This is a genomic window from Nitratireductor pacificus pht-3B (assembly GCF_000300335.1).
Lineage (GTDB): Bacteria > Pseudomonadota > Alphaproteobacteria > Rhizobiales > Rhizobiaceae > Nitratireductor > Nitratireductor pacificus.
Genome location: NZ_AMRM01000005.1, coordinates 205,517 through 220,409, shown reverse-complemented (window position 1 = coordinate 220,409; position 14,893 = coordinate 205,517). Strand labels below are relative to the sequence as shown.

The following is a 14,893-nucleotide window of genomic DNA, read 5'->3' as shown; positions in this document are numbered from 1 at the left end:
GGACAGCCGCATGGCGGAAAAATCCTCGGTCGAAGCACCCCGGCCGTCGCCGCGCCTCTCGGCGCGCGAAGTTGCGATCCGCTACGGCTTCCTGACGCTGCTCTTCGGCCTGATCGTTTTCTTCTCGCTCGCCACGCGTGGCTTCACCTCGCCGCAGGCGGCGGTGTTCATCCTGCAATCGGTGTCCATCACGGGCATTCTGGCGCTCGGCGTGACCGCCACGCTGGTGGTGGGGGGCTTCGATCTTTCCATCGGCTCCATCGCCACCAGCTCGATGATGGCGGCGGCCTATGTGATGGTAGTGCTGGAGCAGAACGCGCTGGTCGCGGTTCTGGTATGCCTTGCCATCGGTGCTCTGGTGGGACTGATCAACGGGCTGATCATCTGCTACATGCGCGTGCCCGACCTGCTCGCCACGCTCGGCATGATGTTCCTGCTGATCGGCCTGCAGCGCATTCCGACCGAGGGGCGCTCCATCGCCACCGGCATGACCATGCCGGACGGCTCGACCGCTGAAGGCACGTTCAGCCCGGCCTTCCTGGCGCTCGGGCGGCACCGCTTCGACCTCGTCATCGACAATCTCGTGCCGGCCTCGGTGGTGGTGCTGATCGTGCTCGCCATCGTCATCTGGTTCTTCCTCGAATACACGCGCTTCGGCCGCATGATGTATGCGGTCGGCTCCAATGAGCGGGCGGCGGAATTCGCCGGTGCGCCGGTCAGGGCCTACCGCATCTGGGCCTATGTGATCTCCGGCGTCTTCGCCGCCATCGGCGGCATCCTGCTCGCCGCGCGGCTCGGCCGCGGCGACATCGCCTCCGGCAACAACCTGCTGCTCGACGCCGTCGCCGCCGCGCTGATCGGCTTTGCCGTCCTGGGCGCGGCCAAGCCGAACGCCTTCGGAACCGCCATCGGGGCGCTGTTCGTCGGCGTCCTGCTGCAGGGGCTGACGATGATGAACGTGCCGTACTACACGCAGGATTTCGTCAAGGGCGCGGTGCTGGTCATCGCGCTCATCTTCACCTTCGCGCTTCTGGGGAGGAGAGCCCGGTAGGCGCCCGGCTAAGGCCGCACCACATCGACTGCAACAAACGTAACGGAGTGGAGGAAAACATGGAAATTTCACGCAGACTGCTGGGCAAGATGGCTGCTGCTCTGGCCGGCGCCACGATGCTCCTGCCGGCGGCGGCGATGACGCAGGACAAGCCGGCCCCGTTCGACAATCCGGGCGACGTCGAGATCGCGCTGGTCCGCTACCTGTCGACCGGCGATTTCTTCCAGGCCTATCTGTCGGGCGTCGAGGCGCAGGCCAAGGCGCTCGGCGTCAATCTGCGCGTGCTCGACAGCCGCCAGGACGCCGCCCTTCAGGCCGATATGGTGGACCAGGCGATCGCGCTCGGCGTGGACGGCATCATCATCCAGCACGGCCTGACCGAATCGATGAAGGAGGCGGCCCAGCGCGCGGTCGATGCCGGCATCAAGGTCGTCGCCTTCGACGTCAATGTCGAGAACGAGGCCATTCCGCAGATCGAGCAGTCCGACCGCGATCTGGCGCGCCTGGCGCTCGAGCAGGCCATCGCCGACAATGGCGAGAGCTGGAAGGCAGGCTACGTCTATGTCGCCGGCATCGCGCCGCTCGACCGCCGCGACGAGACCTGGCGCGAATTCAAGGAGAAGTATGCGGGCATCGAGGAAGTGGCGATGTTCGGCACGCTCGACAATCCCATCGCCAACTCGGTCGCCAACCAGGCCCGTTCGGTGGTGACGGCGAACCCGGACATCCAGGTGATGTTCGCGCCCTATGACGAGTTCGCCAAGGGCGTGAAGATCGCCGTGGATGAGGCGGGCCTGTCGGACAGCGTCAAGATTTATTCGGCTGACGTATCGACCGCCGACATTTCGGCCATGCGCGAGCCGGGCAGTGCCTGGGTGGCGACCGCTGCGACCAATCCGGCGGTGGTCGGCGAGGTATCCGTGCGCGCGCTCGCCATGCTTCTGGCCGGCGAGGAGCCGGGCAAGAGCGTCATCGTTCCGCCGACCCTGATCACCCAGAAGGCGCTCAACGACGGCGACATCAAGAACATGGAGGAACTGGCGCAGAAGCTGCCGCAGTTCGCCCATGCGGATGTCGCGGTGCCCGCCTGGATGCCGCTTCCACCGCGCGACTAAGGCGCGAGGGGGTTGAAATGGAAAGGGCGGCTCTCGGGCCGCCCTTTTTGTTTGTGCTGATTGTCGGGGCACGCGCCGACGCCGCTGCTCCTACCGCAACGCCGCCGCGATGTTGCCGCCATCGACGGTGGTGACGTCGGCCGTGGTGCGCTCGGCGAGCGCCTGGTGCAGGAAGGCCTGCGCCACGTCCTCGGCGCGCACTTCGAGGCCGAGCAGGTTGCCGCCCATATAGTCCTTCTCCGACAGGCCGCGCGAGGTGGAGCGGCTGGCGATCATCGCGTCGGTCAGGAGGCCGGAGCGGATGCGGTCGGCGTTGACGGCGTTCGAGCGCACGCCGATCGAGCCGTAGTCCAGCGCGTACTGCCGCGACAGGAACAGCGTCGCCGCCTTCGGCAGGCCGTAGGCGCCGAAATTCGCCCCCGGATTGACCGCCTGCTTCGAGGCATTAAACAGGAGCACACCGCCCGTGCCCTGCTGCTTGAACAGCCGGACCGCATTCTGCGCGACGCTCTGATGGGCGAAGAAGTTCAACTCGAAACTCTTGCGCAGCGTGGCGTCTTCCAGCTCGCCGATCTTGCCTTCCCAGGCGGCGCCGGCATTCGAGATGACGATGTCGACGCCGCCGAAGGTCTCGCGCGCCTTGTCGAAGGCGGCGCGGACCGCCGCCGGGTCCGTGACGTCCGCGCCAAGGCCGATCGACGCGTTGCCGGCTGCCTTGGCGACATCCTTCGCCTTGTCGCCGTCCAGGTCGACCACCACCACATGCGCGCCCTGCGCGGCGAACAGCTTCGCCGTCGCGGCGCCGATGGCGCCCGCGCCGCCGGTGACCAAGGCCACCTGGCCGGAGAGCGGCTTCGGCTTGTTGGAGGCGAGCTTGGCCTGCTCGAGCGACCAGTATTCAAGCTCGAACAGATCGGACAGCGCCAGCGGGTGGAACGAGCCGATGGCCTCGGCGCCCGTCACCGCCTCGACGAGCATCTCGCCGACATCGGCGGCGATCTTCGCTTCCTTCATGCTGCGGCCATGGCCGAACAGGCCAAGCCCGCGCACGAGCGTCAGGCGGGGCATCGTGTCGAGCATGGTCCGCTCGACATCGTCGGCGGCGTTGTTGGTCTCGAAATAGTCCTTGTAGCGGGCGGCGTATTCCGCGACCTTCTCGCGGATCATCTTGCCGTACTGATCGAGCTTTCCCGCTTCTGGTGCGGGCAGGACCATCGGCCCGGTCTTGATGCGGATCGACAGGTCCGGGGTCGAGACGCCGCGCTTGGCGAGATCGTCCGCCGTGTCGGCATTGACGTAGTCGAGGATCTTCGGCGAGGTGCGGAAGTCGCAGACCATGCGGCCGAACTTGCCGTCGCCTTGGGAAACAGCGATGGCGCCGCGCAGATAGGGTTCGATCTCGGCCGGCGAAGCGAGCTGGGCGGGCAGGGCGACCGGCTTGAACGGCGCCTTGCCGTTATGCGCGACATAGTCTTCGGCCATGGTCACGTAGTCGATCATCAGATCATAGGCCTCCTTCGCGGTCTCGGCGAAGGTGAAGATGCCGTGCTTGTCGAGGATCAGTCCGTCCACGTCCGGATTGGCGTCGTAGATGTCGGCCGCCGCCTTTGCGAGGTCGAAGCCGGGCTTGATGTAGGGAACGAAGCCCATCTTGGCGCCGAACACCTTCTTGCACAGGGCTTCGCTCTCCTCCTGGTCGACCAGTGCCAGGATTGCCGTCGAGTGCGTGTGATCGACGAATTTGTGCGGCAGGAAGGCGTGCAGCAGCGTCTCGATCGACGGGTTGGGAGAGCCAGGGTCGATCAGGCTGGCGCGCTGCATCGCCACCATGTCCTCGTCGCCGAGCGCGTCGAGCCCGCGGGCGGCCAGCAGTGCGTCCATCTTCACCGCCGGCAGGCCCGCCGGCTCGATGACGCCCATGTCCCAGCCGCTGCCCTTGACGCACAGCACGTCCCATTCGCGGCCCAGAATGTCGGTCGCCCTTGTCTTCAGCGAGGTGTTGCCGCCGCCATGCAGCACCAGCCGCGGCTCGCCGCCCAGCAGGCGCGTCGTGTAGACCCGCAGCGCCAGATCGCGGGCGACGCCCTTCTTCGCATAGTCCTCGACCAGTTTTTCGGCGTGGCTGTCGTTCCAGAGATTCTGCATGGTCTTCCCGTGTGCTGATTTGCGTTTGCTTGCCGCCCCGAGCAGATCGACGATCAGGCCGGCATCGGTTGTGTGTGATGCTCGACAAGCCGCGCGGCCATCGAGGATGTGGTCACCAGATGGGTGAAGAACCCGCCGGCGATGGCCGCCAGCAGCGGCTCGAACTTCTCGTCTTCCTGAACGACCATCAGGCGTCTGGGAATGGCCCGGATCGCGTCGAAATCGGCGGAGATCATGCGCCGGTTATAGTCGCAATCGAGCAGCTTGCCGTCGGCGCCGATGATCTGCCCGGCGATCACGCCGGTGGCGCCCATGGCTTTCAGCCTGGCCAGTTCCTCGACGCTGAGCGCGCCGCATTTGATGACGTGGCTGTCCGTGTCGAGCGCGCCGACCGTGAACAGGGCCAAATCGCAATCGCCGATGCCGTCGAGTTGTTCGCGGATCACCGGTTCTTCGCGCAGCTCGCGCGCGAGCTTTTCCGTGCTGAGCACCAGCGGCGCGTAGAAGTTCAGCCCCCTGGCATTGAGGCGCCGGGCGATCTCCATCGTGCACTGGTCGGGGCGGTAGGAATAGGGAGAGCCGAGATTGCCGCACATCTCGACGACGGTGACGCCTTCCCGGTCGGCATAGTTCATCGCATCGGCGATGGCATAGACGGTGCGGCCCCAGGCGACGCAGACCCGTCCGCCGTTCTCGACCATCTCGACGAACACATTGGCGGCGAGGGAGGGGATCTCGGCAGCGGGCGTGGCATGGAGGCCCTCATTGCCGGTCAGCCAGACCGTGTCCAGCCCGAACGCATCCTCGACGCGGCGCGCCAGACGGTCGTCGCGGAAGAGATGGGTCGATGTGGAGATGTTGACGATGCCGGCCTCGCGCGCCTTGCGCAGATACAGCGCGACGGAAGCACGCGAAATGTTCAGCCGCTGCGCCACTTCGTCCTGACGCAGGCCATGCGTGTAGTAAAGCCAGGCGGCTTTATGAATGATCTGATCCGTGGGACGATAAGCCATTCCGCTCCCAGCCGCGCCGCTTCTTGTCTCGACATTATTCATGTCGATTGACAAAAGTCAATTCGACGCAGTGCACAGCGGTTGAGGCGTGCGCATGTGATGAAGACAGGGATGCGAGAAGACAGGAATATGAAAAGGCCGGGATGCGGAACATCCCGGCCTTTTGCTTCAGGCCGTCCTGAGACGGTTTCTGATGCTGCGATCAGTAACCGCGCGGGCAGCGCGCTTCATAACGGCGGCCATACTCGTCGCGGTAGATGCAGCGGTTCCTGTTCTCGGAAGCGCGACCGACAAGGGCGCCCGCGACGGTGCCGATGGCGCCGCCGATGATTGCGCCCTCGACCTTGTTGCCGGAGGCAAGTGCGCCAATGGCCGCGCCGCTTGCGCCGCCGAATGCCGCGCCCTGTTCCGTTGGCGTGCAGGCTGCGATGCCGAGAAGCAGTGCCGGTACGAGAAGAATGCTCTTTTTCATGGGTCCTCTCCAGGTGTCCTTCAGTCGTAAGTCGCATGCGGCGATTTGGTTCCGCAAGCTGTTCAGTCTCAACACATGTCCCTATAGCGACATAGTTTAGGAATTAAATCAGGCCAAATTCCGACCCACAAGCACAGTTTGCCTCGACTTGTAGGCATTGCCGCTGCGTTAGCAGTCGGTTGAGCCGATTCTTCGGTTGGCGGAATTTTGGCAAGTTTTAGGCAGATTTTTGTCCGTCGGGGGTTCCATCCCGGCTCCATATGTCCGAGTCTGGTCTCAATCCACACCTTCGAAGTCGCATTCAGGCCATGCGCGATGGCGCTTTTCGGCCACGCTTTGATTTGTGGAGGAATGTTCCGGCGGCGGGCGGCTTTAAGAGTCGTTTGCCTCCAGCCATCGGACAGAAATGGAGTAAAAAATATGTCTGAGACAACCCTCGAGGAGGATCACGGACTAGAAGCCGGGCAGGACAATGTGCGTGTTCTCGGCCTCGATGTTCATAACCCCGTTTTCTTCGTCTCCGCCGTTCTCATCGTCGCGTTCGTGATCGTGACGCTGATCTTTCGCGACGCGGCCGGCGACGTACTGGGCGGGTTACGCACCTGGCTGACATCGACCTTCGATTGGGTCTTCATGTTGTCGGCCAATCTTTTCGTACTGTTTTGCCTGGTGGTAGCACTGTCGCCCTTCGGCAAGGTCAGGCTTGGCGGCAAGGATGCGGTTGCCGAATATTCCTATTCCGGCTGGTTTGCCATGCTGTTTGCGGCCGGTATGGGCATTGGCCTGATGTTCTTCGGCGTGCTTGAGCCGATGTATCATTTCAACAATCCGCCCCTCGGGCTGGAAGCGCCGGTCGTCGATGGTGCGCTCGTTGCCGAGGCAGTGCCCGCGGCGCGGGAGATGGGCATGGCGGCCACGATCTTCCACTGGGGACTGCATCCCTGGGCGATCTACGCCGTTCTCGCCCTGGCGCTGTCGCTGGCGACCTACAACAAGGGGCTGCCCCTCTCGATCCGCTCGGCCTTCTATCCGATCTTCGGCGAGCGCATCCGGGGCTGGGTCGGTCATGTGATCGACATCATGGCGGTCTTCGCCACGCTGTTCGGTCTGGCCACATCGCTGGGGTTCGGCGCCTCGCAGGCGCTTGCCGGCCTGAATGAGCTCTACGGTGTGCCCAACACGGACACGATGAAGGTGCTGCTGATCATGGGCATCACCGGCGTCGCCCTGATTTCGGTCGTCGCCGGTCTCGACGCGGGCGTGAAGCGCCTTTCGGAGATCAACATGGTGCTGGCCCTGCTTCTGCTGGCCTTCGTCATCATTCTGGGGCCGACGCTGGCCATCGTGACGGGCTTCTTCTCCAACACCTGGTCCTATGTGAAGGAACTGCCGGCGCTGTCCAACTGGATCGGCCGCGAGGACACCGGCTTCATGCATGGCTGGACCACCTTCTACTGGGCCTGGTGGATCTCCTGGTCGCCCTTTGTCGGCATGTTCATCGCCCGCGTCTCGAAGGGGCGCACGGTGCGCGAGTTCATCACCTGCGTGCTGATCATCCCGACCCTGGTGTCGATCCTGTGGATGACCACCTTCGGCGGCACGGCGCTCGAGCAGTACCTGACGGAGGGATACAACGGCGTGCAGCAGACGGTCGTCGATTATGTGCCGGAGCTGTCGCTGTTCGCCATGCTGGCGGACCTGCCTCTGGCCGGCGTAAGCTCGCTGATCGGCATCATCCTGGTGATCGTCTTCTTCGTGACCTCGTCGGATTCCGGCTCGCTGGTGATCGACACGATCACCGCCGGCGGCAAGATCGACGCTCCGGTCGCGCAGCGTGTGTTCTGGGCGCTGTTCGAAGGACTGGTGGCGATCGTGCTGCTGCTGGGCGGCGGGCTTGCGGCCCTCCAGGCGGGAGCGATCGCGACGGGCTTCCCCTTCGCCATCCTCCTGATGGTCATGCTCTACGCCACCTACAAGGCGCTGCTTTCCGAGCACCGGGCCTGACCCTGGCGACATTGGAAGAAACGGCCCCGGCGCTCTGCGCCGGGGCTATTCGTTTCACGGTCAGGTGCCGCCGTTCGCGGCGGTTCCGGCCTGCCGGTCGAGATAGTCGCGATAGCTCACGCAGCGCACGTCCTTCCTGATGCAGACATCGCGCGCGAAACGCTCCATCGCGTTCCAGTAGGCGCCATCGTTCATCAGGGTGAAGTGGAAGCCCAGTTGCACGGGCGTCCGTTTCCCGGCGTATTCTTTCTCGAAGCTCGTCATGAAGGCCTGGTAGGCGCGTTCCTCGAAGGCCGACGCATTCTCCGGCTTCTCCTTGCCGCCCGAATGGCGGACATAGAGATTGTAGTCCATCGCGATGACCTGCTTTTCACGCGGCCCCTCGGGAATGAGCGGCAGGGAGAAGCGCGTGACGCCGCCGCGCGTCCTGGGAAGAACGGGACCGCTTGAGACCGTGCTGGCATCGTAGTCGAAGCCGCGCGCGCCCAGCGCCGCGAACAGGGCGGGGCTGGACGAGAGATAGGGTGCCCGAAACCCGCGGATGTCCTTGCGGACAAAATCCTGCCAGCCCTTGGGTTCGCCGTCGATCCCGTTCAGCTTCCATGCATTGGCGGCGATCGCCGTGAACTGGTCGAACTCGGCCTCCCAGTCTGCGGCGCTCCAGTCCTTCCCGTCGAAATGGCCGCAGGCGTGACTGGCGATCTCGTGGCCTTCCGCGCGCGCCGTCCATATCTGCGAGAGCCGTCCTTCCACATCGGCGCGGGAATAGCCGCTGCCGACATTCGAGCGCCCGCGTGCCATGCCGGGCGCCTGATACGCGCGCCGCGTTTCCGGCGACAGCAGATAGACGCAGGACAGGAAGAAGGTGAAACGGGCGCCCGTCTCCTGTCCCAGCGCCCGGCTGCGCTGCCACTGCTCCAGATGCAGCGCGCCATCGAAGGAGATGATCACATATTGCGGGGGAGGGGCTGGCGGAGCCGAGGCGTCATTGGCAAAACAGGACCCCGTGAACGCCAGTGCCGCTGCGCCGGCGCAAAATGATCTCAACATGAAATGAACTTCCGGAAAACGCTGATTCTTCTGAACCTTGTGTATCGTGAGAATATGGCCGAGTTTGGAGCGGACGCGCCTTCGGCGAAAACCGTCCTTGCAAAGGCCGCAAATCGGCGGAATACCCATGAAATGCCCGCGCCCCCTTCCATGGCGGCGAATTTCGTCTAAAAAGCCGGGCGATGAAGTCATTGCGGGGGAGACCCTGCCAGAAGCGGTTCGCACATGTCCGACGACAGTTTCATTCGCGAAGTCAACGAAGAGCTCCGCCAGGATCAGCTCAAATCCATCTGGCGCCGTTTCGGGCCGATCGCCATCGGCGCGGCGGTTGTGCTCGTCCTGGCGACCGCGGCCTATGTCGGCTACGAGCGCTGGACCGCCTCGCGGGCCAACGCGTCGGGCGATGCCTTCTCCCAGGCGTTGGACCTGGCGCGCCAGGGCGAGAACGACGAGGCACTGGCGGCTTTCAAGGAACTGGAGGCATCCGGCCATGGCTCCTATCCGCTGCTGGCGCGCATGCGCGCCGCCACGGTGCTGGCCGCCGATGGCGACCCGCAGGCAGCCGTCGCTGCCTTCGACGCCATCGCCAACGACAGGGCGATCACCGACGTCATTGCCGATGTCGCGCGGCTGCGGGCCGGCCTTCTGCTGGTCGATCACGGCTCCTATGCCGATGTGGCGGCGCGGGTCGAGACGCTGACGGCAGACGGCAATGCGCTGCGCCACTCGGCGCGGGAGGCCCTCGGCCTGTCCGCCTGGAAGGAGGGCAAGCGCGAGGACGCCCTGCGGCTGTTCGGGCAGATCTCCGGCGATGCGGCCGCGCCCCGCAACATTCGCCAGCGCGCCGAGCTGATGTCGGAACTGATCGCCGGGTCAGGCCCCGCCGAGTGATACCCGGAGCCGGGGTGACCCCATGACATTCAAGCTCGCGATCATTGGCAGACCCAATGTCGGCAAGTCGACGCTGTTCAACCGCCTGGCCGGTCGCCGCATGGCGATCGTCGACGATACGCCGGGTGTCACGCGCGACCGCCGCTCCCATCCCGCACGCCTGCAGGATCTGCGTTTCGAGGTGATCGACACGGCGGGTCTCGAGAGCGCCGCCGCTCCGACGCTGGAGGGGCGCATGCGCGCCCAGACGGAACTGGCCATCGACGAGGCCGACATTGCGGTCTTCATGATCGATGCGCGCGCCGGCATCATGCCCGACGATTCCACCTTCGCCAATCTCCTGCGCCGCAAGGGCAAGCCGGTCATCCTTGTCGCCAACAAGATCGACGTGAACGCCGCCGCGGCCGGTGTTCTGGACGCCTGGGAGCTTGGCCTTGGCGAGCCGGTCGCCGTCTCGGCCGAGCACGGCCTCGGCATGTCCGACCTGCGCGACGCCATCGTTGCCGGGCTCGGCGAGGAGGTGGCGCTGGCGGAGGACCCGGAGCCCGTCGCCCTGCCGGGCGAGGAGATCGCCGTCGGCGAGGACATCGACCCGGATGCTGAGCAAGTCCCCTACGATTCGGGCAAGCCCCTGCGCATCGCCGTCGTCGGCCGGCCGAACGTCGGAAAATCGACTCTCATCAACGCGCTGATCGGCCAGGACCGCATGCTGACCGGCCCCGAAGCGGGCATCACGCGTGATTCGATCTCGGTCGACTGGCTGTGGCGCGAGCGCAAGATCAAGCTGTTCGACACGGCCGGCATGCGGCGCAAGGCGCGGGTGCAGGAGAAGCTGGAAAAGCTCTCCGTCGCCGATGGCCTGCGCGCGATCCGTTTCGCCGAAGTGGTGATCGTCGTCTTCGACGCCACGATGCCTTTTGAAAAACAGGACCTGCAGATCGCCGACCTCGTGATGCGGGAAGGCCGCGCGCCGGTGCTGGCCTTCAACAAATGGGACCTGATCGAGGACCGTCAGGAAACCCTGGCGGAGCTGCGCGAGAAGACCGAGCGCCTGCTGCCGCAGGTGCGCGGCCTGCAGGCCGTGCCGATCTCGGGCGAGACCGGCCGCGGGCTCGACAAGCTGATGGAGGCGGTCGAGCGCACGCACCGGACCTGGAACAGCCGCGTGTCCACCGCCCGGCTGAACCGCTGGCTGGAGGCGGCCACCGCGCAGCATCCGCCGCCCGCGGTTGCGGGCCGTCGCCTGAAGGTGAAGTACATCACGCAGATCAAGGCCCGCCCGCCGGGCTTCGTGGTCTCCTGCTCTCGGCCCGACGCGATGCCGCAATCCTATGTCCGCTATCTGGTCAACGGCCTGCGCGAGACCTTCGGCCTGTTCGGCGTGCCGATCAGAATCGCCCTGCGCACTTCCGAAAACCCCTATGCGGGACGCGCGAAGAAGCGCGGCTGACACAACTTTTCCTGCAACGTCCGCGTTTCCTGAGCCAACGGGCGGAGTGCGTTCCGCATTGCCGTTAACCAGCGGTCAAGGTTAACCAATTATCTTGACGGCAACTGGGTCGAGTTGCGTTGCGGAGAGTGCGGGTGCTTCGTCGGAGTGGAAGAACGTCGCGTGCGGCGAAGGGGGATCATCGTTCTGTTCTGGCTCCGGCGCTGGTCGCGCTTGGCTTCTGGATCGGCTTTCCCGGCATCGTCGCGCATCAGGACATGGCGAGTTTCATCTCCGGTGACGAGCGCGGCGCCGCCCGCTGGTCGAATTTCGTCGAACGTTCCGTCGCAGGTTCCGTGCACAAGGCCGAAATGCCCTTCGTGGACAGCGGCCTGAAGACCGCCGGCATCTCCGGCTCGGGCATGCGCGCGCCCGGCATCGGTGCCGTGGCGCTACGCAGCGAGAAACGAGTCGCGCCCGAGACACCGGACGAGGAGCGGATCAACCGCGCGGAGAAGAGCGGCCGTCTGGTCGAGGTGGCGCCGATGCTGCCCCCCAAGCTGTTCAATGCGGGATCGATCTTCGAACAGCACACGTCGCTGCTGCGGCAGATGCCCACGGATGGTGTCCGCATGACTTTCGTCAAGCCGGAGATCAAGGGCAAGGAAGTCAGCATCGCCTCCGCCTTCTACATGAAGCGGGAGAAAAAGAGCGCGGGCGGCCTGCCGACGGCGATCGCCGAACTGGTCAACAACGACCGCCCCGATATTCTCGCCACGGCCTATGCGCCGGTGAAGCCGGACTATGCGAAGGCCTCGCCCTTTGCCAGCATCCTGCGCGAGGAGCAGCCCGATGCCGGCCGCTTCATTCCGCCGGTCGGCGCAAAGGACCATCCCTGGGCGCGCAAGGCCCTTCCGGCCAGCGTCTTTTCGGAGAGCGAGCAGCGCTGTCTCGCCGCCGGAATCTATTTCGAGGCGCGCGGCGAGAGCGTGAAGGGCCAGGCCGCCGTTGCGCAGGTGATCCTCAACCGCGTGCGCAACCCGACCTATCCCGGCAGCATCTGCGGGGTGGTCTATCAGAACGAGAAATGGCGCAATCGCTGCCAGTTCTCCTTCGCCTGCGACGGCATTCGCGACCGCGTCCAGAGCCCGGCGCATTTCAAGATGGCGCAGGACGTCGCCATGGCCACCACGGCGGGCAAGATCTGGCTGCCGGAGGTGGGCTCCGCCACGCATTACCACGCGACCTATGTGCATCCGCGCTGGGCGAATGCGATGGAGCGCATGAAGAAGATCGGCCAGCACATCTTCTACCGCACCTATGGCGGCGGCTGGAACTGATCCGCGGGAGGAAATGCCTCCGCCGGCATCTGGAAACCGCCGAAGTTCCGTCGCGATTCCCGCCTGCTCGGCCCGCTGACGCGGCGCGCGCTTTGTCGCACTTGTGTAATATTCTGATTTTATTGATTTTTCTGCCTTTGTTGATGGCGATATCAGCGGCTTGACTGGGGCGAGGGCGCTCACTATGTTGCGCGCGACTTTTAAGCGGAGAGCTGCTGACCAGCAAACCCGGTACGGAGATTGCAGTGGCCAATCAGGATCGACCGGACGATTTGGAACGTCGGAGGCGCGATCTGGAGACAGCCCTCGCGTCGAAGATGCCGGACAAGCCAGATGGCAGCGCGGGGAAGGCACAAGGTGGCATGGCGGGCTTCGGCAATGCGCTGAGGCTGTCCAGTGAGTTCATTGCCGGCGTCGCCGTCGGCGCGGGGCTTGGCTGGTTCATCGACCGGATGGCCGGGACGTCTCCTTGGGGCCTGATCATTTTCCTGCTTCTCGGGTTTGGGGCAGGCGTTCTCAATGTCCTGCGCTCCGCGGGGCAGATTGCAGAATTCGGGGCCAAGCCGCCTGCCGGCGGCAAGGGTTCCGACAGGAAATAGTCGGCGCCAGGCGCCAGCCAGAAACGAGGGGGTCCCGGTGGCCAACGATCCGATCCATCAATTCCAGATTTCCAAATGGATTCCGATCGAGATCGGCGGGCTGGATTTCTCGTTCACCAATTCCTCAGCCTTCATGGTGGCAACTGTTGCCGCCGCGGGCGCCTTCCTGTTTTTGACCACGTCGAGCCGCGGCCTGGTGCCGGGCCGGCTTCAGTCGATCTCGGAAATGGCTTACGAGTTCGTCGCCTCCATGCTGCGCGACGCGGCGGGATCGCAGGGGATGCGCTTCTTTCCCTTCGTGTTCTCCCTGTTCATGTTCGTTCTGGTGGCCAACCTGCTTGGCCTGTTCCCCTACTTCTTCACGGTGACCAGCCACATCATCGTCACCTTCGCGCTGGCGCTGCTGGTGATCGGCACGGTTCTCGTCTACGGCTTCTGGAAACACGGGCTGGGCTTCCTGAAGCTCTTCGTGCCCGAAGGCGTTCCCGGAGTCCTGATTCCGCTGGTCGTGCTGATCGAAGTGGTTTCGTTCCTGTCGCGTCCCATCAGCCTCTCGGTGCGTCTCTTCGCCAACATGCTGGCGGGCCACATCACGCTGAAGGTCTTCGCCGGTTTTGTCACATCGCTGAGCGCGCTCGGCGCGGTCGGCATTACCGGCGCGGTGCTGCCGCTCATCATGACGGTGGCGATCACCGGCCTCGAGTTCCTCGTGGCTTTCCTGCAGGCCTATGTCTTTGCGGTGCTGACATGCATGTACCTCAATGACGCCCTGCACCCGAGCCACTGATGCATGATGTGAGAGGCGAGGGACATCCGACGCTGCCCGGCGCAGGAAAAACTGAGTTCACCGGCGGTTATCGCCAAGTCTGAAGAAAACGCATTTAATACGGATCACAAGGAGTTTCAAAATGGAAGTAGAAGCAGCAAAGGCCATTGGCGCGGGCATCGCCTGCCTCGGCATGGGCGGCGCCGGCATCGGCCTCGGCCACATCTTCGGCAACTACCTGGCGGGCGCGCTGCGCAATCCGTCGGCTGCCGACGGCCAGTTCGGCCGCCTGATCTTCGGCTTCGCCGTGACCGAGGCGCTCGGCATCTTCTCGCTGCTCGTCGCCCTGCTCCTCCTCTTCACCTAAGCGCACCTGGCGTGCGGGGCCGGTCGCACGGATGCGCGGCCGGCCGGTTTTAAAAGAGGTAGACTATGTTTGTGGCATCGGCATTCGCAGCCTCGGCGCAGGGCGCCGCGGACGCGACCCATACGGAGACCGGCGTCGCGTCGGAAGGCGCACACGCGCCGAACTTCCCGCCGTTCGATTCGTCGACGTTTCCTTCGCAGCTTCTGTGGCTGGCGATTACCTTCGGGCTGTTCTACCTGTTCCTGAAACGCGTCGTGCTGCCACGCATCGGCGGCATTCTGGAAGTGCGGCGTGACCGCATCGCCCAGGATCTCGACCAGGCGGCGCGCATGAAGGAAGAGGCCGATCAGGCGGTCGCTGCCTACGAGCAGGATCTGGCGGAGGCCCGCAAGAAGGCGAATGTCATCGGCCAGGAAGCGCGCGATGCCGCGAAAGCGGAAGCCGATGCCGAACGGCATGGCGTCGAGAAGGAACTCGAGGCCAAGCTCGCCGACGCTGAAAAGCGCATCGGCGCGATCAAGGACGCCGCCATGAAGGACGTCGGTGCGATCGCGGAGGAAACCGCGGCATCGATCGTTCAGGAACTGGTTGGCGGACGTCTCGACAAGACCGCCGCGGCAGCCGCCGTCAAGGCTGTGAAGCAGTAAGGGA

14 protein-coding genes are annotated in these 14,893 nt (G+C 64.7%); 10 read left to right on the top strand and 4 right to left on the bottom strand.

The window, feature by feature from the left end; translation table 11 throughout:
* Positions 1 to 10 precede the first annotated feature (10 nt).
* Complete coding sequence (locus tag NA2_RS06390; RefSeq protein WP_086005954.1) at positions 11 to 1,051, top strand: ABC transporter permease; 1,041 nt, start codon at positions 11 to 13, stop codon at positions 1,049 to 1,051.
* A 59-nt stretch (positions 1,052 to 1,110) separates the two neighbouring features.
* Positions 1,111 to 2,166, top strand: a complete 1,056-nt coding sequence (locus tag NA2_RS06385) for a substrate-binding domain-containing protein (RefSeq protein ID WP_008595494.1) — start codon at positions 1,111 to 1,113, stop codon at positions 2,164 to 2,166.
* A gap of 90 nt (positions 2,167 to 2,256) precedes the next feature.
* Here the strand turns inward: NA2_RS06385 and NA2_RS06380 are convergent, their stop codons facing one another.
* From NA2_RS06380 to NA2_RS06370, 3 genes are all read right to left on the bottom strand, one after another.
* Entirely contained in the window at positions 2,257 to 4,311 is a 2,055-nt protein-coding gene (locus NA2_RS06380) for a bifunctional aldolase/short-chain dehydrogenase (protein ID WP_008595493.1), read from the bottom strand.
* A gap of 53 nt (positions 4,312 to 4,364) precedes the next feature.
* The gene (locus NA2_RS06375) at positions 4,365 to 5,324 is read right to left on the bottom strand and encodes a sugar-binding transcriptional regulator (RefSeq protein WP_008595492.1); all 960 of its coding nucleotides are present in this window, start codon (positions 5,322 to 5,324) and stop codon (positions 4,365 to 4,367) included.
* A 202-nt stretch (positions 5,325 to 5,526) separates the two neighbouring features.
* Positions 5,527 to 5,796 carry a YMGG-like glycine zipper-containing protein gene (locus NA2_RS06370; RefSeq protein WP_008595491.1) on the bottom strand — a complete coding sequence of 90 codons (270 nt, stop codon included), beginning with the start codon at positions 5,794 to 5,796 and terminating at the stop codon, positions 5,527 to 5,529.
* Between the two features lie 420 nt (positions 5,797 to 6,216).
* Here NA2_RS06370 and NA2_RS06365 point away from each other — a divergent pair, with 420 nt between their 5' ends.
* Entirely contained in the window at positions 6,217 to 7,800 is a 1,584-nt protein-coding gene (locus NA2_RS06365; protein ID WP_008595489.1) for a BCCT family transporter, read from the top strand.
* Between the two features lie 60 nt (positions 7,801 to 7,860).
* Here NA2_RS06365 and NA2_RS06360 read toward each other — a convergent pair whose 3' ends face one another.
* Entirely contained in the window at positions 7,861 to 8,850 is a 990-nt protein-coding gene (locus NA2_RS06360) for a polysaccharide deacetylase family protein (RefSeq protein WP_040676981.1), read from the bottom strand.
* 225 nt (positions 8,851 to 9,075) lie between these two features.
* Here NA2_RS06360 and NA2_RS06355 point away from each other — a divergent pair, with 225 nt between their 5' ends.
* The 7 genes from NA2_RS06355 (at position 9,076) to NA2_RS06325 (ending at position 14,889) form a co-directional block, all read left to right on the top strand.
* Positions 9,076 to 9,741, top strand: a complete 666-nt coding sequence (locus NA2_RS06355; protein WP_008595484.1) for a tetratricopeptide repeat protein — start codon at positions 9,076 to 9,078, stop codon at positions 9,739 to 9,741.
* Positions 9,742 to 9,763: 22 nt separating this feature from the next.
* Positions 9,764 to 11,191: a ribosome biogenesis GTPase Der gene (gene der, locus NA2_RS06350; RefSeq protein ID WP_008595482.1), complete on the top strand. Its 1,428-nt coding sequence runs from the start codon at positions 9,764 to 9,766 to the stop codon at positions 11,189 to 11,191.
* Positions 11,192 to 11,325: 134 nt separating this feature from the next.
* Positions 11,326 to 12,510, top strand: a complete 1,185-nt coding sequence (locus NA2_RS06345; protein WP_008595479.1) for a cell wall hydrolase — start codon at positions 11,326 to 11,328, stop codon at positions 12,508 to 12,510.
* Positions 12,511 to 12,755: 245 nt separating this feature from the next.
* Positions 12,756 to 13,109, top strand: a complete 354-nt coding sequence (locus NA2_RS06340) for an AtpZ/AtpI family protein (RefSeq protein WP_040676902.1) — start codon at positions 12,756 to 12,758, stop codon at positions 13,107 to 13,109.
* Between the two features lie 37 nt (positions 13,110 to 13,146).
* Positions 13,147 to 13,896, top strand: coding sequence for a F0F1 ATP synthase subunit A (locus tag NA2_RS06335; RefSeq protein ID WP_008595476.1), 750 nt, complete (start codon positions 13,147 to 13,149; stop codon positions 13,894 to 13,896).
* 121 nt (positions 13,897 to 14,017) lie between these two features.
* On the top strand, positions 14,018 to 14,242 hold the full coding sequence (locus NA2_RS06330) for a F0F1 ATP synthase subunit C (protein WP_008595464.1): 225 nt from the start codon (positions 14,018 to 14,020) through the stop codon (positions 14,240 to 14,242).
* A gap of 65 nt (positions 14,243 to 14,307) precedes the next feature.
* Positions 14,308 to 14,889, top strand: a complete 582-nt coding sequence (locus NA2_RS06325; protein ID WP_008595462.1) for a F0F1 ATP synthase subunit B — start codon at positions 14,308 to 14,310, stop codon at positions 14,887 to 14,889.
* The last annotated feature ends 4 nt before the right edge of the window (positions 14,890 to 14,893 follow it).

What these genes read in the sequence shown, in the direction of transcription:
- NA2_RS06365 (WP_008595489.1), top strand. Translation starts at nt 6,217, where the DNA reads ATGTCTGAGACAACCCTCGAGGAGGATCACGGACTAGAAGCCGGGCAG.
- NA2_RS06325 (WP_008595462.1), top strand. Translation starts at nt 14,308, where the DNA reads ATGTTTGTGGCATCGGCATTCGCAGCCTCGGCGCAGGGCGCCGCGGAC.
- der (WP_008595482.1), top strand. Translation starts at nt 9,764, where the DNA reads ATGACATTCAAGCTCGCGATCATTGGCAGACCCAATGTCGGCAAGTCG.
- NA2_RS06380 (WP_008595493.1), bottom strand. Translation starts at nt 4,311, where the DNA reads ATGCAGAATCTCTGGAACGACAGCCACGCCGAAAAACTGGTCGAGGAC.
- NA2_RS06360 (WP_040676981.1), bottom strand. Translation starts at nt 8,850, where the DNA reads ATGTTGAGATCATTTTGCGCCGGCGCAGCGGCACTGGCGTTCACGGGG.
- NA2_RS06375 (WP_008595492.1), bottom strand. Translation starts at nt 5,324, where the DNA reads ATGGCTTATCGTCCCACGGATCAGATCATTCATAAAGCCGCCTGGCTT.
- NA2_RS06385 (WP_008595494.1), top strand. Translation starts at nt 1,111, where the DNA reads ATGGAAATTTCACGCAGACTGCTGGGCAAGATGGCTGCTGCTCTGGCC.
- NA2_RS06355 (WP_008595484.1), top strand. Translation starts at nt 9,076, where the DNA reads ATGTCCGACGACAGTTTCATTCGCGAAGTCAACGAAGAGCTCCGCCAG.
- NA2_RS06390 (WP_086005954.1), top strand. Translation starts at nt 11, where the DNA reads ATGGCGGAAAAATCCTCGGTCGAAGCACCCCGGCCGTCGCCGCGCCTC.
- NA2_RS06330 (WP_008595464.1), top strand. Translation starts at nt 14,018, where the DNA reads ATGGAAGTAGAAGCAGCAAAGGCCATTGGCGCGGGCATCGCCTGCCTC.
- NA2_RS06370 (WP_008595491.1), bottom strand. Translation starts at nt 5,796, where the DNA reads ATGAAAAAGAGCATTCTTCTCGTACCGGCACTGCTTCTCGGCATCGCA.